General features: G+C 41.0%; 14 protein-coding genes. 2 read left to right on the top strand and 12 right to left on the bottom strand.

Annotated elements, in window-relative coordinates:
- Nucleotides 1–13 precede the first annotated feature (13 nt).
- Entirely contained in the window at nucleotides 14–1,015 is a 1,002-nt protein-coding gene (locus tag MSHOH_RS20775; RefSeq protein WP_048142585.1) for a type IV pilin N-terminal domain-containing protein, read from the bottom strand.
- Between the two features lie 300 nt (nucleotides 1,016–1,315).
- Here MSHOH_RS20775 and MSHOH_RS20770 point away from each other — a divergent pair, with 300 nt between their 5' ends.
- Nucleotides 1,316–1,771, top strand: a complete 456-nt coding sequence (locus MSHOH_RS20770; RefSeq protein ID WP_048142583.1) for a type IV pilin — start codon at nucleotides 1,316–1,318, stop codon at nucleotides 1,769–1,771.
- A 690-nt stretch (nucleotides 1,772–2,461) separates the two neighbouring features.
- On the opposite strand, the gene MSHOH_RS23280 is transcribed toward MSHOH_RS20770, so the two are convergent.
- The 11 genes from MSHOH_RS23280 to larE form a co-directional block, all read right to left on the bottom strand.
- On the bottom strand, nucleotides 2,462–3,523 hold the full coding sequence (locus MSHOH_RS23280) for a type IV pilin N-terminal domain-containing protein (protein WP_082089444.1): 1,062 nt from the start codon (nucleotides 3,521–3,523) through the stop codon (nucleotides 2,462–2,464).
- A gap of 541 nt (nucleotides 3,524–4,064) precedes the next feature.
- Entirely contained in the window at nucleotides 4,065–4,991 is a 927-nt protein-coding gene (locus MSHOH_RS20755) for a DUF7289 family protein (protein WP_048142579.1), read from the bottom strand.
- Nucleotides 4,992–5,021: 30 nt separating this feature from the next.
- Nucleotides 5,022–5,504 carry a type IV pilin N-terminal domain-containing protein gene (locus MSHOH_RS20750; protein WP_048142577.1) on the bottom strand — a complete coding sequence of 161 codons (483 nt, stop codon included), beginning with the start codon at nucleotides 5,502–5,504 and terminating at the stop codon, nucleotides 5,022–5,024.
- Nucleotides 5,505–5,534: 30 nt separating this feature from the next.
- Entirely contained in the window at nucleotides 5,535–6,512 is a 978-nt protein-coding gene (locus MSHOH_RS22415; RefSeq protein ID WP_052730954.1) for a type IV pilin N-terminal domain-containing protein, read from the bottom strand.
- A gap of 71 nt (nucleotides 6,513–6,583) precedes the next feature.
- Nucleotides 6,584–8,572 carry a type II secretion system F family protein gene (locus MSHOH_RS20740; RefSeq protein WP_048143741.1) on the bottom strand — a complete coding sequence of 663 codons (1,989 nt, stop codon included), beginning with the start codon at nucleotides 8,570–8,572 and terminating at the stop codon, nucleotides 6,584–6,586.
- Between the two features lie 10 nt (nucleotides 8,573–8,582).
- Nucleotides 8,583–10,259, bottom strand: coding sequence for a type II/IV secretion system ATPase subunit (locus tag MSHOH_RS20735; RefSeq protein ID WP_048142575.1), 1,677 nt, complete (start codon nucleotides 10,257–10,259; stop codon nucleotides 8,583–8,585).
- 707 nt (nucleotides 10,260–10,966) lie between these two features.
- Entirely contained in the window at nucleotides 10,967–12,148 is a 1,182-nt protein-coding gene (locus MSHOH_RS20730) for a cysteine desulfurase (protein ID WP_048142573.1), read from the bottom strand.
- A 46-nt stretch (nucleotides 12,149–12,194) separates the two neighbouring features.
- On the bottom strand, nucleotides 12,195–12,353 hold the full coding sequence (locus tag MSHOH_RS24135; RefSeq protein WP_158024249.1) for a hypothetical protein: 159 nt from the start codon (nucleotides 12,351–12,353) through the stop codon (nucleotides 12,195–12,197).
- A 430-nt stretch (nucleotides 12,354–12,783) separates the two neighbouring features.
- On the bottom strand, nucleotides 12,784–13,332 hold the full coding sequence (locus MSHOH_RS20725; RefSeq protein ID WP_082089443.1) for a DUF531 domain-containing protein: 549 nt from the start codon (nucleotides 13,330–13,332) through the stop codon (nucleotides 12,784–12,786).
- Nucleotides 13,333–13,393: 61 nt separating this feature from the next.
- Nucleotides 13,394–13,852 (bottom strand): GNAT family N-acetyltransferase, encoded by a 459-nt coding sequence (locus tag MSHOH_RS20720; protein ID WP_048142571.1) that lies wholly within the window; start codon nucleotides 13,850–13,852, stop codon nucleotides 13,394–13,396.
- 83 nt (nucleotides 13,853–13,935) lie between these two features.
- Nucleotides 13,936–14,781: an ATP-dependent sacrificial sulfur transferase LarE gene (gene larE / locus MSHOH_RS20715; protein WP_048142569.1), complete on the bottom strand. Its 846-nt coding sequence runs from the start codon at nucleotides 14,779–14,781 to the stop codon at nucleotides 13,936–13,938.
- Between the two features lie 324 nt (nucleotides 14,782–15,105).
- Between larE and tnpB the strand changes: the two genes are divergently transcribed.
- Entirely contained in the window at nucleotides 15,106–16,221 is a 1,116-nt protein-coding gene (gene tnpB / locus MSHOH_RS20710; RefSeq protein WP_048142107.1) for an IS200/IS605 family element RNA-guided endonuclease TnpB, read from the top strand.
- Nucleotides 16,222–16,395: the final 174 nt, after the last annotated feature.

The following is a 16,395-nucleotide window of genomic DNA, read 5'->3' as shown; positions in this document are numbered from 1 at the left end:
TTTATCATTTGTTTTATTCTACATGGATTCCGAGGAAGTCTATCCATGCGGTCTTCCCGGCTTTGTTGCTCGCATTTGTGACAGCAACTATCCTTACTTTGAATGCCTCAAGTTCTTCAATATTTTTCACATAGGAAGAGAGGTCTACGTAGTCGGGCTCAAAGTTTTTATTGTACTCCGGCATATCAGATTCGACTCTTATCCATTTTTCAGGATCCTCGACACTGATATCAAGTGCGATATAATCGTAATTTTTATCGTGCACACTATATACTATTTTTAAAGTTACGTTGTTGAAATGTTCCGAAACTCCTTCCCTGTCTGCATCGATGTCGAAATCGAATATCTGGGCTGTGGAATTGGGGTCTCCGTCTTTTTTATCTGCAGCATAATACGTAGTGAAAACCCCGTCTCCGGTTTCATTAACTGCTCCTGTCGAGATCCACCCTTCAGAAGTATCAGTTGCTGTTCCGTTCGGATGAGGAGTTATCCAGTATTTACCAGTGCCATAAGTGTCATCAGAACTTTCGCTTTCCTTTCCTCCGTTCTGAAGCGTAACTCTCTGGATTACCTGATCAGATCCTGTATGTACAAAATACATGTCAATGGTATCCGTGCTTTTCAGGTTTTTTCCCCTGCTCCGGCTCGTATTGATTACAATATTGTCCCCGACCATCAGGACATTATTTGTGGCAGTGTAGCTAACACCAGGGTCGGAAGACAAATCAAACTCTTCCTGTTGCCCGTTGATATTGAGAACAACTTTTGCATCTTTCAGGTCGATTGCTTCTCCTCCCTTATGGAATATTTTCACAATATTCGCGTTCGTATCAATACTTTCCTGCAGGTCAGCTTTTGGTGTATGGGGAGGGTTTACAGCTCCCTCATCCGAAAACACAAAAACGGCTATTGAAGAAAAAGCCAGTACAACTATACTTATCATGAGCACCTGCCCTATTACCTCTGAAACTGCCTGGCAGTCCCGGCCAAGTGCTCTGCGTTTTTTACCCTCCAAGACAACAGTCACCTTCTATAAATCTTTTGCCTAACTTTCTAAACGATATTACTTGGATATTAATCTGACTATCTGAAAATAGTTTTTTATGACCTGCAAGACCAGCGGAAAACTTTAACAAAAAATAAAGAAAATACTTATTAAATAATCTAAAACAGTATCGGCAAAAATTTATATAAGAACGAAGAATATCTTTGAATGCAGTTATAAAAAATAACAATTGTACGTATGTGCATTAAAGTGTTAAAAATTCCGACAGGTTGTCCTGTCTGGGAGTATTAACTCAGGAGGGAGAAACATATGGATCTCAAAAAGATATTTAGTAATGATAAAGCAGTGTCCCCGGTAATCGGTGTCGTGCTGATGGTTGCAATCACCGTCATCCTCGCCGCCGCAATCGGTTCGTCCGTCTTCGGCCAGGGACCTTCCGAATCTGCACCGCAGGCGAATATCAATATTGTGACATCAGGTGTTGATAGTATAAAACTTGAGCACCTTGGTGGAGATACAGTTATTCTGTACCCAAACACAACAAAGATTATGTTCGCAGCCGATGGTCAAAGCTATGAACTTGACACCTCCGCATTTGAAAGCGACCCGACTTTTGATGTTGGAATGACAAAGATTCTTCTCCTTACTACAGAAGATGGTAACTCATCAGCTACTCTAACTCAGACATCTGGTGAATTCGCTACTGTTAAGATCGTTGATGTCAAGACCAAGCAGCTCATTGCTGACAAGGAACTGAGATTCTAATCGCAAACAAGAGCACCTTTATGGTGCCTTTCCATTTCTTTTTAAAATTTATTATTTATTTTTATTTTTTATTAGTGATTTTTTCTCTTTTACTACTTTCTTATCAATATACTGTCTTAAAATTAAATTACAATTTTTTCTCAAATAACGAACTATGTCGACTTTAAAACCTCATACTAAAATTTTTCTGGAAATTTATCCCAATTATAGAATTAAACTTAATTTTGGCCATATCCGTAAGTTATTAAACCGGAACTCCGATGTAAATAGTTCTTTTAAACTCCGTATACAATCAGTTATTTTTTCGACATCATTCAGGTTCTTTAGAAACATTTTTTGTTTTTAGAACTTATTTTTAATTTTAGAGAATTATGAAGGTTCATAAAGTTGTACAACGCCTGGAAGAAATGCAACTCAAATTTACCACGAACATTTAGAGTTTTTCTTCAAATATATTCCAATCTGAGGTGAGTACAGATCTGAGGTGAGTACAGGAAACATAAAAAGATGCGTTTCGCATCTTCTCTACCTCTTTAATAGCTCAACAGCATCCTCAAATAAAAATGAAGGAAATAAAGGTTTCAGCTCATGCTCACTTGATTGAACCTGAGAACCGAAATCGAAAAATGGATCGATTTCAGGTCCAACCTAAGTTTTTCCGGCGAGAAGCTCCAATTCTACCGAAAAGACTTAATTTGCCGGTGCCGGATCTATCGACATAAGGACTACAAGGTCCTGGAAATCAGCCGCAGAACTGTGAAGGTCAGTTGTCCCGAGTTCAAACAGAAAAATAGCCTCATTTTCGTCCAGTAATATCTTGCCATCTTCAACATAGTCATCTATATACTCTGCAACGTCTGGCTGCTCATCCAAACCCGGAATTGTGGGAGCAGCATCCCCATTCCTTAGCACTATTAAATTCGAAGAATAACTCGAAGAACTAACTTCCATATAACTCTTCCAGTCTGAGTCTTTTGTAGAGAGTTTTTTACTATCTTTGGTCCAGATCCAGGATTTGCCATTTATGGTTACGGGAGTACCTGCCGAATAAGCGGTTGAAAGGTTCAATATATGTACCTTACCATCATTAACATTGCCAGTAACCGGCAAAGAGTAGTGCCAGGGATCTAGAGTGTCACCTCCAACTCTAAACCGTGTAGTTACCTTCAAATCATATCCGCCTGATTGAATTGCAGCTCCCAGAACCGTAAAACTGCTGATAAAGTCTTCCTGCGGAACTACTGTATTGTCTATTATATCAAAGTCAACGGAATCTTCAAATGAACCCTTGGAGGACTCTGGCAAGAAGCCAATCCTGTATTTAGGAAGAACCTCCTTTGAGTTTGTATTAATCAACTTTACATCCATGTTCTCTTCATTTACAATACCAGTACCCCATTCCTGGCTGGTATTAATTTGAATAACATCTGCCATTTCCCAGAAGCTTTTTCCCAGGTTTTCGGAAATATTAGAGGAAGAATATACATAAGAGGTACCGTTAATTTGAACATTGATTTTCAGGTCTTCTGTATCAATGGATTCCCCACCTGCATGTCGCAGGGAGATTATATCGGAGGGAGCATCTATCCATTCTTCTACTGACAAACGAGTATGATCAGCAGGCTTGTCAACGGAAGTTATAATTACGAATAGCGAACCGAATGCGATAACAACGATCCCCGTAATAAGAATTTCACCCAGTACAGATGAGACCCCTATGGAATCTTTTATGAATTTTTCAAATATATTCAAAATAAGTCCTCCTAAAAGTAATATTTTCAGGCTTGACTGGTTTTTGCAAAAGAAAAAACACTGGCATTTTGCAGATTCTTATACTCAACTAGTTGAAACAGTAGTCACAAATCTCTGCCTCTCTGGATTAAGGTTATTCATTTCCCCTTTAAGTTCTCTAATAAATAATTTAAGACAGTTATTGTCTACAATTATATAGAAAGTTATATTTATAACTATTTCAGTTAAAAAATAGTTGTTGACGAAAACGAATTTTATAAACGGGCGCACAAATGAAGATTGTGTATTAACTTTTTGAGAACTATTCTTCTTGTTCTTATCTTTTCGTATTAAGGCCGTAATTCTCTTAATTCTTCTTAATAACTGTATTTGAGAAGTATTTAAAATAAATATTATTACTAAGTAATGCCATCTCAAAAAATATTTTTTTTGGACGTTTTGAACCAAAACTGCCTTTGATTTTTTAGAGCATAGCCAGGCATTAATTCAGCTAAAAGGCATTGATCAGGAAAAATTATTTTTTGAAGTATGCTCGGGCTTCTTACAGAAGCCCTGTTTCTATTTTTATTACGCTTCTATAGACAGTAACATAAAGGTCTTCTCCGACAGGGTGGAGTGAAAAAGTTACTGCATAGGTACTGCTGTTGTCCAGGTGATAGTCCGTACCTTCGAAAAGGGTTATGTCGGAGGCTGAGTCTCTGAAGTAGTTCTCCCAGGCTTCTTTATTTTCCGTGTAGATTGTAACGTTTACGGATGTGATGTTGTAAAAGCTTTCATAATCTGTCGAGTTGAAGAGAGCCTTGCTTTCCTTAGAGGTCAGTCTTATGTCTTCTACTGTGTTGCTGGACAGGACGATGCCGCGGGGGCTGTCAAGGACTACGCCTCTTATTAAGAGGTTAACCGAACCGGGGTCTTTTTCCATCACGATTGTCGGGGCAAGCTTCATTACTGATCTGCCTTTCTGGGAGACTATAAGGGCTCCGTTTTCATAGCAGTACATCTCGTCCACGTAATGAAGGTTTGATGGGCGGTAGAAGACCGTGCCTGTGTAATAAAGACCTACCTCACTGTTAAACAGCTCGGAGGATTCGTTATCGATCACTATCACCGACATACCGGACATGTCTTTGTTGATTGCAAGGCTTCCTCCTGTGGTTGTACTCCTTATGAACGGGACTTCACTTCCCCCAACCTGAATGGGGCTGTTAAGCACAATCCTGGCATTGGGGTTTATTTCGAGCCCTGCAGTAATGATATCCACGTTTGATTTGAACCTTGACATATCGTGCCATACATCAGCCATATGGGCATATTCTGCATCTTCTTTCCAGACAGGCATGTAATTGATCTGGACAGTTGTCATAAAGATAACTACAATACCAATAAGCAGGGCTGCAGCAACTGCAGTTGATACCCCGGATTCTGACCTGCAAAAAGTGTGAATCGCTTTAAAGCCCTTTTTCTCCATGCCTCTCTCCTCTTTTATCTTTCATTACATTTATGGGTATACTCCAGCCGGAGCTACATCCTGTTTTGAAGAAATTGTTAAGTACTGGATTGTCTGTCTTGAGGGAATGTCAATAAGGAATACCTTGATTTCATCTCCATCTGTAATGTTGACTCCCCACTCGCTGCTTGTATTAATTTCAATTCTATCTCCAAGCTGCCAGCTGCTGTTATTGAGGTTTGAATAAATGCTGGCTGAAGGATAAACGTATTTTTGTTCGTTAATGTTTACCACAATCTCGAAGGCGTCGGTTCCAAGAAATTCCCCTCCGCTGTGTTCAAGGTAGATAGTATCTTTTCCTGCGTTCATCCATTCCCTTACCTGAGTGTGAGGAATATCAGTAGCCCCGTCGTAAGTGGCAATGAATATCCCAATAGAGCTCACAAGAAGAACTGCTATAGTTGTCAGAAGTACTTCTCCAACAACTTCCGAAACAGCTTTCTGGTTTTTCATGAATCTTTTTATGTCAAGCATACCGATCCCTCTTCATTCTCAAGTCTGCTATCACTCTATCCATAAACCCAGATAATCGATATTTACTTCTTTGTGTGAATGTTCGTCTGCATTCGTTACGGCTTCGAGCCTTACCGTGAAATCAGCCAGGTCTTCGGTACTATTTATGTAATCTGTCAGAGGTATATACACGGCAGTGAAGGCATTTTTCTCTGGCAGCGCTATTTCTCTGTAAAACCAATTTGAGGGACTGTCCACGTCATAGAATCTCAATCGTATTTTCAGGATGGAGTTATCGTTTGTTCTGTAAACTATTTTGAGAGTTACGTTTGAGAGGCTGTCTCCTGGCCTGTACCCATAAAGGCAGGGGTTGACCCCAAAATCAATTTCCTGGTATATGTTCGGGTCTGTTTCTGTCCCGTTTTTCGTAGGGGTCTTATATATAGTCCAGAAGGTATCATTTTCTTTCTGCACGTCCGCGAGAGTCGCTGATCCTCCGTTTGAGGTGTCACGTGCTCCTCCTCTCGGTGTAATCCATCCGATTACATAAGGATCTCTCCTGAAATCCGTGGTAAGTCTGGATTTCTGGATCAACTCCTTTGTTGGGGTGTCAACAAGATAGAGGTCTATTTCATGGTAGTCCTTCAGGTCGAGTGCCCATTCGCTTCCGGCATCCAGGGTGATCACCTCTCCAAGCTCCCAGTAGCCGTTACTCCCCGTCTCTGTGTAAGCGTTAGATGAGTTATAGACGTATCTGGTATTGTTGATACTGGCTACTATTTCCAGCTCTTCGATTTTTATCGGCTCCCCGCTGCAGTGTTTCAGGTAAATCTTTTCTTCCGAAGTATCCATCCATTCCTGAAGATTTGCGTGAGGGAGGTCGTCCGGCCCGCTTCTGGCAAATATAAAAGCTCCTTCGAAACTGAGCATTATAACCACTATCCCGAGAAGGAGAGCTACCCCCATAATTTCGGATACTGCATTTTCTCTTTGAATAATGTCTTTTTTCCCGGATTTAGAACTCCTCATGCTTTTCCTCCCCCAACTTCCTTATATACTTCTTGTTTCAGACCTTCTTATCTACACTGTTATACTCAAATTTAAACGAACATTGTAAAAACTACGTAGGTAATTATCATCATGCTGACACTGTACTTCAGCCCCATGTAAACCGACCCCTGTCCCATCTTTCCGGCAATGAGCCCCGAGGTAAAAGCCTGGACAAGGGCTGAGTGGAACATGAGCATCGTATACTCCTGTATGTTGAAGTAACCGTTCCCTATTCCTCCGTACCCCATCCCCTGAGAAGAGTTTTTAAACGAGGCACTTTCAGGGAAGAAGTATACAGCCAGGATGTAAACTATGAACAGGAAGACAAAGAAAGCAACGTAGATAGTGACAACATAGACAACCATCTCCGAAGAGCGCTCCTCTTTCAACTTTTCCTCACTTTTGACCTGTTTTGCGGTAATAGAAAGTACACTTTTAAGGTCGCTTGTAGATTCGTTTGCTTTAATGAGAGTATGGAGAATTCGGCTTGATGAAGCTGTTCTGATGTTGTTTTCCAGTTTCATGAGAGCCTTTGAAGTAGAAGTTCCCCATGAGAGATCCTCCTTTAGCTTTTTAAGTTCTTTACTTAGGATGCCCATCTTGGACTCTGCTATTATTTTTAAGGAATTCGAGAGCAAAAGTCCTGACTCGTTCATACTTGACAGGTTTCTCAGCAGGTCAGGCATTCTTTCGTCAATTCTTCGCATTCTCCATGCCCTGATCTCATAAAATATGATGAAGGGAATGAGTGCGATGACGATAAAAATGACCAGGTAATCATCAATTGCGCTGATAAACTGGACGCTGCTGTCGCTGATATGGGCAAAGTTCAGATTCCAGTGAAAGTTAAAATTGATACTTCTTCTAAGAGCTTCCGGAAGGTGGGCAAGATAGTAAAGTCCAAGAGGGATTCCGAAAAAGAATGTATACCTGGGTTCGTCACGGATAGTCCTGTATGGATTAAAAATAAGGTCCCTGATGTTGTAAAGCTGTCTGTATAGCTTTAACTTTTTGTCCCTCTTTTCTTCCTCTTCTGCACTGAGATGTGGGCTGAGTTCCGGAATATCGGAAAGGTTTATAGGATAATCAGGAACGTCACCTTTTTTCGGGCTCATTGAGAGTTCTCCCACTGTATCGAGAAGCACTATGAAGAGCAAGGTTGCAAGAGGTATTATAACATAGATTAGCATGTAAAGGATCTGGGCTGAAGCTGGCCTGAAAAACTGCAGCACTATGAGCGTTGTCATTATGAATAACGGACCTGCGACAAGTACAGTCACATAGACCTCTGCAAGGACATCAAGCCTTTTTAACAAGTTCCGATTTGCCAGTTCTGCCATGTCCTGGTACTGCTCTGACTTATTTTTTATGTACTCGGTTATGGTCCCGCTGCTTGAAACCAGGATTAATCCGTCAACAAAATCCTTGAAACGTTCCGAAGGAGTGCGTTCCTTGGCTGCGTTAAGGGCACTTATAAAGTCCTTTCCTAGGTAGTCCATATCCCGCACAATATAGGAGATTTCTTCCGCGCTTGTGCCGAATATATGGGCGTACCTGCTCAGAGACCTGAAAACATCATAAATTGACATGCCTCCTTTTGTCAGGGCGTACATGTAGGTTACTGCCGGCAGCATAGACTTGTCAATGCATGCCTGCCGGATATCTGCCTGAAAATAAGGATAGATGTATGCAATTCCAAAGACAGTAAGAAAACTTATAACAAATAACAAGAGGGCGAATAAAATAGCAAGCAAATAAAGGTACTCTTCTGCAAATCCTGCCCTCGTGGAATCAACAAAAAGGCTTAGTCGAGAAACAGGGTCTCCGAAGGTTTTCAGCCCTAGCCAGAACCCGAAAAAACCTCCTATTATCCCTGCAAATATCGAATATATTAAAGCTGATGCAAGGTACTGGTCCACTGACAATGGGATATGCGAGTAGCGCATCTTTGCTTTGAGCTCCCGGAAGCTCTCCCTATTTTTATAAAAGAAGTTTCCAAAAGTTCTGTATGCTATTTCATCCACAGAAATATAAGCCATGCTCCCCCTCTTAAGCAACCATATCCTGTATCATACCCTGCAGAGTGTCGTTTTCTATAGCTTCCATGACCATTTTCGGATAACTCTGGTATGCCTGCACCACAAGAGATACCTGGATATAGCTCCTCATATTCTTCTCATAAAGGTAAGTGAGAATCTTTCTCCGGCTCTCGATCTCGTTTTTCAACTGTCCTGAGTCCCATCCTCTGACATGCATAATATTCTGCATGAGGTAGGAGTCTCCAACTTTCAGGAAACAGTCTTCCAAGGGTTCCCAGTTGAAAAGCTCGTTAATTCCAAGGTCGCCTGTCTCAGGATCAACGTTAAGAACTTCTACAATACTCCTGGTTCTCCGGACTCTTTTCTCTTCAATGTATACCTGTTCCTGGATGCAGAGCACATCAAGCGACTGCAGCATAAGGTGAGGTACATTTATTGGTTCGTGAGTAAGCCTGTTTATAACAGTCTGCACATCTCCTGCGTGCATTGTCGAGCTTGTTGCATGTCCTGTTGACATTGCCTGGAACAGAGTAAGGGCTTCACTGCCTCTTACTTCACCCACAATTATGAAATCGGGACGCTGTCTCAGGGCAGCTCTTAAGAGGTCATACATGGACACCTCTCCTGTAGAGTCTGCAGAAAAGCTCTCTCTTGCAATACCTGAGACCCAGTTGTTGTGGTAGAGTAAGAGTTCCCTTGTGTCTTCTATAGAGACTATTTTGGCTGTTGAAGGCATGAAAAGGGATGTGGCGTTAAGCATTGATGTTTTTCCTGAAGCCGTACCTCCTGCAAAAAGAATATTATATCCGTTTTCAATGACCAGCCAGAGGTATACCAGCATTTCCATATCACACGTCTTAAAGCCGAGAAGGTCGATGGGTGTTATCGGGTCCTTTCTGAACTTACGGATAGTAAAAGAACTGCCGCGGGGAGTGATTTCTCTCCCTAGCATAGCCTGAAGTCTTGATCCGTCTTGAATTGTTGCATCCACGATTGGCTGACTGACAGAGATATGCTTGTTATTCAACTGGCACATCTTGATTACAAGGGAGTCAAGCTCTTCTTCTTCAAAAGAAATATTACTTTCAATATTCAGGTACCTGGTATGATAAATATAGAGTGGAACTCCTACACCGTCACATGATATATCTTCTATATAAGAATCATAAAGAAGGGGATTGATTTTCTCATAACCAAGCAGGTTTCTTCTGAGATAATACATTATTTTGTGAATTGTTGAGGTCGAAATTTCAGCTTTGTAGCGTTCAAGAAGGAAAAGTGTTTTGTCTACAAGGAGTTCATCTTTTTCTATCTTAGAAGTCGTGGAATTCACGATCAGAATGTCCTGAAAATCCTCGTAGAGCCTTTCAAGCAGCTCTTTTTCGAACTTTGTGAGCGCAGGTTCAACCAGCCTGTAGTACTTTGTTCTGCGGTCTTCCAGAACAGATACAAGAGCATAAGGTTCTTGAAGCCAGTATCTTTCTATTTCACTTAACCCTTCAGGTACTTCAAATTCTACAAGAGGTCCTTCTTTTTCCTGGTCATAAGCCGGCATGCTTCTCAAAGGCTTGTCAAAATAAGTTTTAGCCCTTTTCAGTATGTCTGAAATGGAGTTACTGTCGCCTGTTTTTCCGAATAACCCCGAAATAAAACTTTTTTTTTCCGAGATTTCTGTTACTTCATCCATACTCTCGCCTTCAGATTTCTTCTTACGCTATATAGTACCAAACATATTATAAAATATTTCTATTATTTTTCTTTACATTCATAAATTTTATCATTGATTCTCTATCTAACTAACCTGATTATACTTCTTAATCACCTGTTTTAGCTTAATGATTTATTCAAAAAGTGTATAATTAAATTATAAAGTCATTAATTAATTTCTTTAATAAGAGCTGGTAAAGTTAAAATAAGGACAATTGGAGATAGAATAAAAAACCGTTCACTTTCAAGGCGAAAAAAATAATTATGAATCCGGCTTGTGGGCTATAGGCTCAATATTACTCGTAAGGATAACACAGCTCTTTTGTAAAGTTAAAAATCTAAGAAAAATCTAAGGAGAGTTTTTAAGGAAAAGTTTTCAGCTCTAAAAATAGTCAGAGAAATTCTGCCTGTCCTTTTCTGCGACTTCAAGTCCTTTCTCAGGACGGGAAAAAAGAGTTTCCTGAATTCTACTCTGGAACATATCTTCTACCACAAGCAGTCCGGAAGTGATAAAGGTTCAAGATCCATTCCCAGCGGTTTTGACTGAAATATGACATTTTCCAGAAGGGCTTTTGATTCTTACAAAAGCCTCTTCTTGCCTGCGGAGCAGTTGTTGTAGAGGAAATGTATGCTTATTATGCCTTTTCTAAACCCGTATAGTCTGTTACTTAAATACCGCCCGAGTTTTCAGGATACGAGTGCCTTGAGTGCATTAACAGCATTTACGAGTATATTTACTTCTTCTTCCGTGTTGTAGAGTGCAAAAGAGGCCCTGACAGTGCTTTCCACTTCAAGAAAACGGGTACTTGGGACTGCACAATGGTGCCCACTGCGGACGCAAATTTTTCTTGTCTGGTCAAGGATCAGGGCAACATCATGAGCATGAAGTCCTTTAACATTAAAAGGCACAATACCTGCCCGATTTTCGGGCCCGTAAACCTCCACGTGCTCAAGTTCTGAAAGCCTCTTTGCGGCCTGTCCGGAAAGTTTCGCTTCATGCTTTTCAATCTCGGAAACGCCAATTTTTTCCACATACTCTACTGCTCTTCCAAGCCCGATAACTCCCGGGATGTTCGGGGTACCGGCTTCAAAACAGGCAGGTGAAGGCTCAAGTGTATACTCAAGCCCACTGACGTCCGAAACTGCTCCCCCTCCTACAGAGGCGCTTTCCAGAAGCTCGGGTTGTCTGATATAAAGTACCCCGGTTCCCTGCGGGCCAAGGAGCCCTTTATGCCCTGCGGTTGCAAAAAAATCACATCCGAGTACTTTAAGATCCACTGGCATATGCCCTGCGGACTGGGCGCCATCAATCAGGACTTTTATTCCGTTTTTGCGAGCAAGTTTGGTAATCCTGCCAACATCCTGGATAGAGCCGAAAACGTTTGAAACATGCGTTACAGCAATGAGTTTTGTCCTGTCAGTGAGGGCATTTTCTATCATCCGAGGATCAATTATACCTCTGCGATCCGGACTTACCAGTGTTACTTTTATCCCTTTTTTTTGCAGGCGCAGCCAGGGCAGGAGATTTGAGTGATGCTCGAGCACGGTTGTAATGATATGGTCTCCTGCTTCCCAGGGATAGCTGTTTGCGACAAGGTTGGTCCCTTCGGTCGTATTTTTCGTAAATACGGTCTTTGAAGGCTCTGCATTCAGGAAACGGGCAACAGTTTCCCGCGCGTCTTCATAGCGGTTTGTAGTTTCCCTTGCCAGGCGGTGCGCTCCTCTCCCATGGTTGCCAGCGTACTTATAAAAATATTCGACCATGGCTTCAACTGCAGGGATCGGGGTCTGCGTGGTCGCCGTGCTATCAAGGTACACAACTTCTTTTAAAACAGGAAAATCTTCACGGACCGCATATACATCGTACATGCTTCTTTTCTAGGAACGAGAAATAAAAAAAGGTTGTGCAGGTTATTTATTTACCCTGCATTCCGCCTATCATAAAGCGGTAAAGGTCTAATTCATCTGTGTCCAGGCTGTCTGTGCAGCCTTTTACAACTGTGTGATACCTGTCTTTACGGCATCTGTATCCATATTCGTTTCTTTTTCTGTCTTCGTTATTTCGCTCACTCATAGTTTTCCTCCTGTCTCTTCAATGTTTGCGCTCATTTCGAGGTTAGAATTTCGCTCCTTCCGGATACAAGTTCCCCTCCCGGATACAAATTCCTGCGGTCAGGACAGATCTTGCCCTTTATCGAGAGCAAATACTGCACTGCAGGTCAGAGCTCAAATCTTTCCGTGAATCCCTCGGGCGGAATTCCCGGTCCTTCTGGACAATCTCTGAATGCCGGTCAGAATTTCAGTCCTTCAAGGCCGCAAACCCCATAACAGCGCAACAGGCGTTGTTCTTACCCACAACAATGTATTTATTGTCATTCGTGATATATATCCGTTCCGGAATATTTTTTGATTTATTCTTAAATTTTTTGGATGACACCATGATTTTAAACAGAATACATCTAAGGCGGCTTTTTCTTACCTTATTCAGGAGCTTCGCTTAAAATTCACTTCTTCGGTTGCATATTTTTCATGATCCCCGCGAGGTGGGCAGGAATAGCACCTATTGCTGTGCATGTCTCGAGGGAAAGCCCTTTAGAGGTGATATCAAGGTGATATTTCCCTCTTTCAAAAAGTTCTTTTGGGAGTCCTTTATGTCCGAGGCCTACAAGAAATAGAAAAGAGCGGTTGTGCAGCGTTTCTTCAGCGATTTTTACAGGTGTTACCTGTCTTTTTGGGTCTGGCTTTGAAGTTGTAATAACGATCTCTCCAAAGTGAGATGGAAACCCTTTTTTTGGGAGATCGGACACCGAAAGATGATTTTTTTCGTAAAGGATTTTCAGATAACTCCCTGACTCTCCTATTGTGGTCTTTTCCATTACGAAAGCCACCAGCTCTTCTGCGGTCATTTTGAACGGGAAGTCATAAAGAGCAAGATGAAACCCAAAAGCATGGCAGATAGGAGCAGCTCTTGCAATTGCCCGGTAGTGAGCATCGAGGACTTTGATCTTATCATACGTATTGACGATTCCAAGAGTGAGCATAAGCTGCTTCATATGCTTTTCTGTAAAATAATGTTTCGTTAACCTGGAGGGCTCTTTCTCATCTCTCCTTTTATTAAACTCGGGAATATTTCATGGCATGCTGGCTACACTTCCCAAAATGCTCGCAACTTTTGCAGTCTGCCCAGAGAAGCAACTTCTCAGCATCCTGCAATTTTACAAAACCAAATTTTTCAAAAAAACCCGGAGCAGTTGTCCTGACATATAACTCACAAACAGGGTTCCCAGGCTTATCCGGATTTCTCAGAGTGTTTATAAGGTAATCCATAAGCCTTGTTCCTATCCCTTTTCCCCGAAAGTTTGGGTGTATGGCAATGGAGTGAAGCTCGAGAAATTTCTTCTCTCCGGACATTTCTCTGACAAGTGCAGCGCATCCGATCATGTTTCCTTCCCTCTCAGCCAGCACAAAGTCCTCAGGTTCAAGCTCTTCCATATCCAGAAAATAGGTGGATAAGAGCCTCTGAATTGAAAGGAGATCCTTTTTTTCGGCTTTTCGGATTAAAATTTCTATCATATCTTTCCAGCGATCAATGTTTTTATGGTCAATTCGGCTTATCCGATCAGTCCGGCTACTTAGATATTTTACTATTTTTGAGTTTATTCCCTTTCTGTTTCTTCTTTTTCCTCAGCTCTTTTCCTCAGATAGGGCTCATCCATACTCCCTGAGCGGAAGCCTTCAAGGTCAAGAGTTACATAGTCAAATCCAAGAGTTTTGAGATGCCTGGATATTTTATCTTTTTTATGGAATGCATCCTCAAACTCTTTGTCGGTAACCTCTATTCTGGCAAGGTTTGAGTGCATCCTGACCCTGAATTGCGTAAAACCCAGATATAATAGATAATCTTCGGCTTTTTCTATTTTTTCAAGAGCTTCGGGAGTAATAGGCTGCCCGTAAGCAATACGCGTGGCAAGGCAGGCTGCTGACGGTCTACCGGCTGAGGAAAGTGAGAGGTTAGTAGCAATCTCCCTGATCTCTTCTTTTGTGACGTTAAACTCTACAAATGGAGAATAAATCTTTTCCTCGGCTTCTTCTATTGCTCTGTATCCGGGACGATTTTCCCCTTTTATTTCAGAAGCATTTGTTCCTTCAAGCACGACATTGAACCCGGCTTTTTCCGCGAACTCCAGAAGAGTCTCAAGAAGGGCTTTTTTACAGAAGTAACATCTGTTAATTGTGTTTGCGGAAAAATAGGGCACGCTGGTCAGGGAAAACGGGAGGATTTTGTGCTGAATCCCTATTTCACAGGCTGTCTGGGCAGCTGTTTCGAGCTGCTGCCTTGGAAAAAGCGGGGAATCTATTGTCACGGCAAGGGCTTTTTCTCCAAGCACCTCAAATGCAAGAGCTGCAAGAGTTGTACTATCCACTCCCCCTGAAAATGCGATGACCGCACTTTCTCTGGCTTTAATAGCCTCCTTTATCATTTCGATTTTGGCAATGTCCATTAGTAACGAGTTTCAGCTAATAAGATATATGTATTTTCCAGCCCTATAGTCAGGTGCTTTGAAGCAGCTGTGTAAAGGGATATAGGTATACTTAATCGTGGTTTTTTCCTGAGCTATCTTGAAATGATCTTATCTTGAAATGATCTTATCTTGAAATGATCTATTTCGAAAAGTGCTTGCTCCGCTTTATAGGTAATTTAACTTTAAGGCGGGAAGTCCCCTTCCTCGGAGCGAAGCGACAGGTGGGGGATGAAAGCCGTCAACTTCCCGACAAAGCAAGTTTAACAAAATCTATTTATCTCTCTAAAACATATAATATTTATTATGTTAAAAGCCTATAAATACCGAATCTACCCAGACAATGATCAGAAAGAACTAATCAAAGTTCATTTTGGCGCATGTAGATTTGTCTATAATTGGGCTTTAGAACAGAAGATAAAAACATATCAACAATCAAATAAATCAATATCAAGATTCGACTTACAAAAGATTTTAGTTCACGAAATAAAGCCTTCTAACGAATGGTTGAAAAAAGCTAATTCACAGGCTCTACTCGCCTCTTTGGTAAATGTAGAATCAGCATTTACAAAATTCTTTAGAGAAAAAACTGGATTCCCAAAGTTCAAATCTAAGAAAAATCCAGTGCAGTCCTATCAAATGCCACAACATTACACGGTAAATTTTGATAGAAATATTATCAAACTTCCCAAAATTGGAGAAGTAAATGCAGTTCTTCACAGAAGATTTGAAGGTGAAATGAAAACTGCAACTATCTCTAAATCAAGTACAGGAAAATATTTCATAAGTATTCTTGTTGACGATGGAAAAGAAACACCTGAAAAACAAGAAATATCAGAATCAAATACAATAGGCATAGATGTAGGTATAAAAGATTTTGCAATTCTTTCTAATGGAGAAAAAGTTGAGAATCCTAAATACCTCAAAAATTCTCTTAAAAGAATGAAATGTTTGCAAAAGAGAGTTTCAAAGAAAGTTAAAGGTTCTAATAACCGAAACAAAGCTAGGCAACGTCTTTCTAAAATCCATGAGAAAATAAGCAATCAGAGAAACAATTTCCAGCACCAAATCTCTTCTAAACTTATCAGTGAGAACCAAGCTATTGCACTGGAAACTCTGAACGTAAAAGGTATGGTAAAAAATCATTGTCTGGCTCAATCTATTTCCGATGCTTCGTGGAGTAGTTTTGTAACAAAATTAGAGTATAAAGCTGAATGGTTAGGAAAGACTATTCTAAGGATCGGAAAATTTGAGCCTTCTTCTAAGATATGTAATGTTTGCGGTTATCATAATTCAGAATTGACATTAAAGGATAGAGAATGGGTATGTCCCGATTGCAAAACAAAGCATGATAGAGACATAAATGCTGCAATCAATATCAAAAAATTCTCTCTGCAAGATCAAAATCTTATAGTTATCTGACACCGTAGGAACTACGGGGATGGGCTTGTGGACTTGTGAACAGTAGTTCAAGGGATGAAGCAAGAAGCCCCTTCCTCGCCATCAGGCAGGGAGGGGTAGTTCACTTTATTGTACCGAAGCTTTGTTCTTCTATCAGAGCTCTGGCTACAGTAATAAATCTAATTAGAACCTAAT

The organism is Methanosarcina horonobensis HB-1 = JCM 15518 (assembly GCF_000970285.1).
GTDB lineage: Archaea > Halobacteriota > Methanosarcinia > Methanosarcinales > Methanosarcinaceae > Methanosarcina > Methanosarcina horonobensis.
The sequence above is the reverse complement of the archived record's forward strand: the minus strand, read 5'-3'. Positions and strand labels throughout refer to the sequence as shown.

Excerpts from the sequence above, each read along its gene's own strand:
- MSHOH_RS20770 (WP_048142583.1), top strand. The coding sequence starts at position 1,316 with ATGGATCTCAAAAAGATATTTAGTAATGATAAAGCAGTGTCCCCGGTA.
- MSHOH_RS20755 (WP_048142579.1), bottom strand. The coding sequence starts at position 4,991 with ATGGAGAAAAAGGGCTTTAAAGCGATTCACACTTTTTGCAGGTCAGAA.
- MSHOH_RS20750 (WP_048142577.1), bottom strand. The coding sequence starts at position 5,504 with ATGCTTGACATAAAAAGATTCATGAAAAACCAGAAAGCTGTTTCGGAA.
- MSHOH_RS22415 (WP_052730954.1), bottom strand. The coding sequence starts at position 6,512 with ATGAGGAGTTCTAAATCCGGGAAAAAAGACATTATTCAAAGAGAAAAT.
- MSHOH_RS20740 (WP_048143741.1), bottom strand. The coding sequence starts at position 8,572 with ATGGCTTATATTTCTGTGGATGAAATAGCATACAGAACTTTTGGAAAC.
- MSHOH_RS20735 (WP_048142575.1), bottom strand. The coding sequence starts at position 10,259 with ATGGATGAAGTAACAGAAATCTCGGAAAAAAAAAGTTTTATTTCGGGG.
- MSHOH_RS20730 (WP_048142573.1), bottom strand. The coding sequence starts at position 12,148 with ATGTACGATGTATATGCGGTCCGTGAAGATTTTCCTGTTTTAAAAGAA.
- MSHOH_RS24135 (WP_158024249.1), bottom strand. The coding sequence starts at position 12,353 with ATGAGTGAGCGAAATAACGAAGACAGAAAAAGAAACGAATATGGATAC.
- MSHOH_RS20725 (WP_082089443.1), bottom strand. The coding sequence starts at position 13,332 with ATGAAGCAGCTTATGCTCACTCTTGGAATCGTCAATACGTATGATAAG.
- MSHOH_RS20720 (WP_048142571.1), bottom strand. The coding sequence starts at position 13,852 with ATGATAGAAATTTTAATCCGAAAAGCCGAAAAAAAGGATCTCCTTTCA.
- larE (WP_048142569.1), bottom strand. The coding sequence starts at position 14,781 with ATGGACATTGCCAAAATCGAAATGATAAAGGAGGCTATTAAAGCCAGA.
- tnpB (WP_048142107.1), top strand. The coding sequence starts at position 15,106 with ATGTTAAAAGCCTATAAATACCGAATCTACCCAGACAATGATCAGAAA.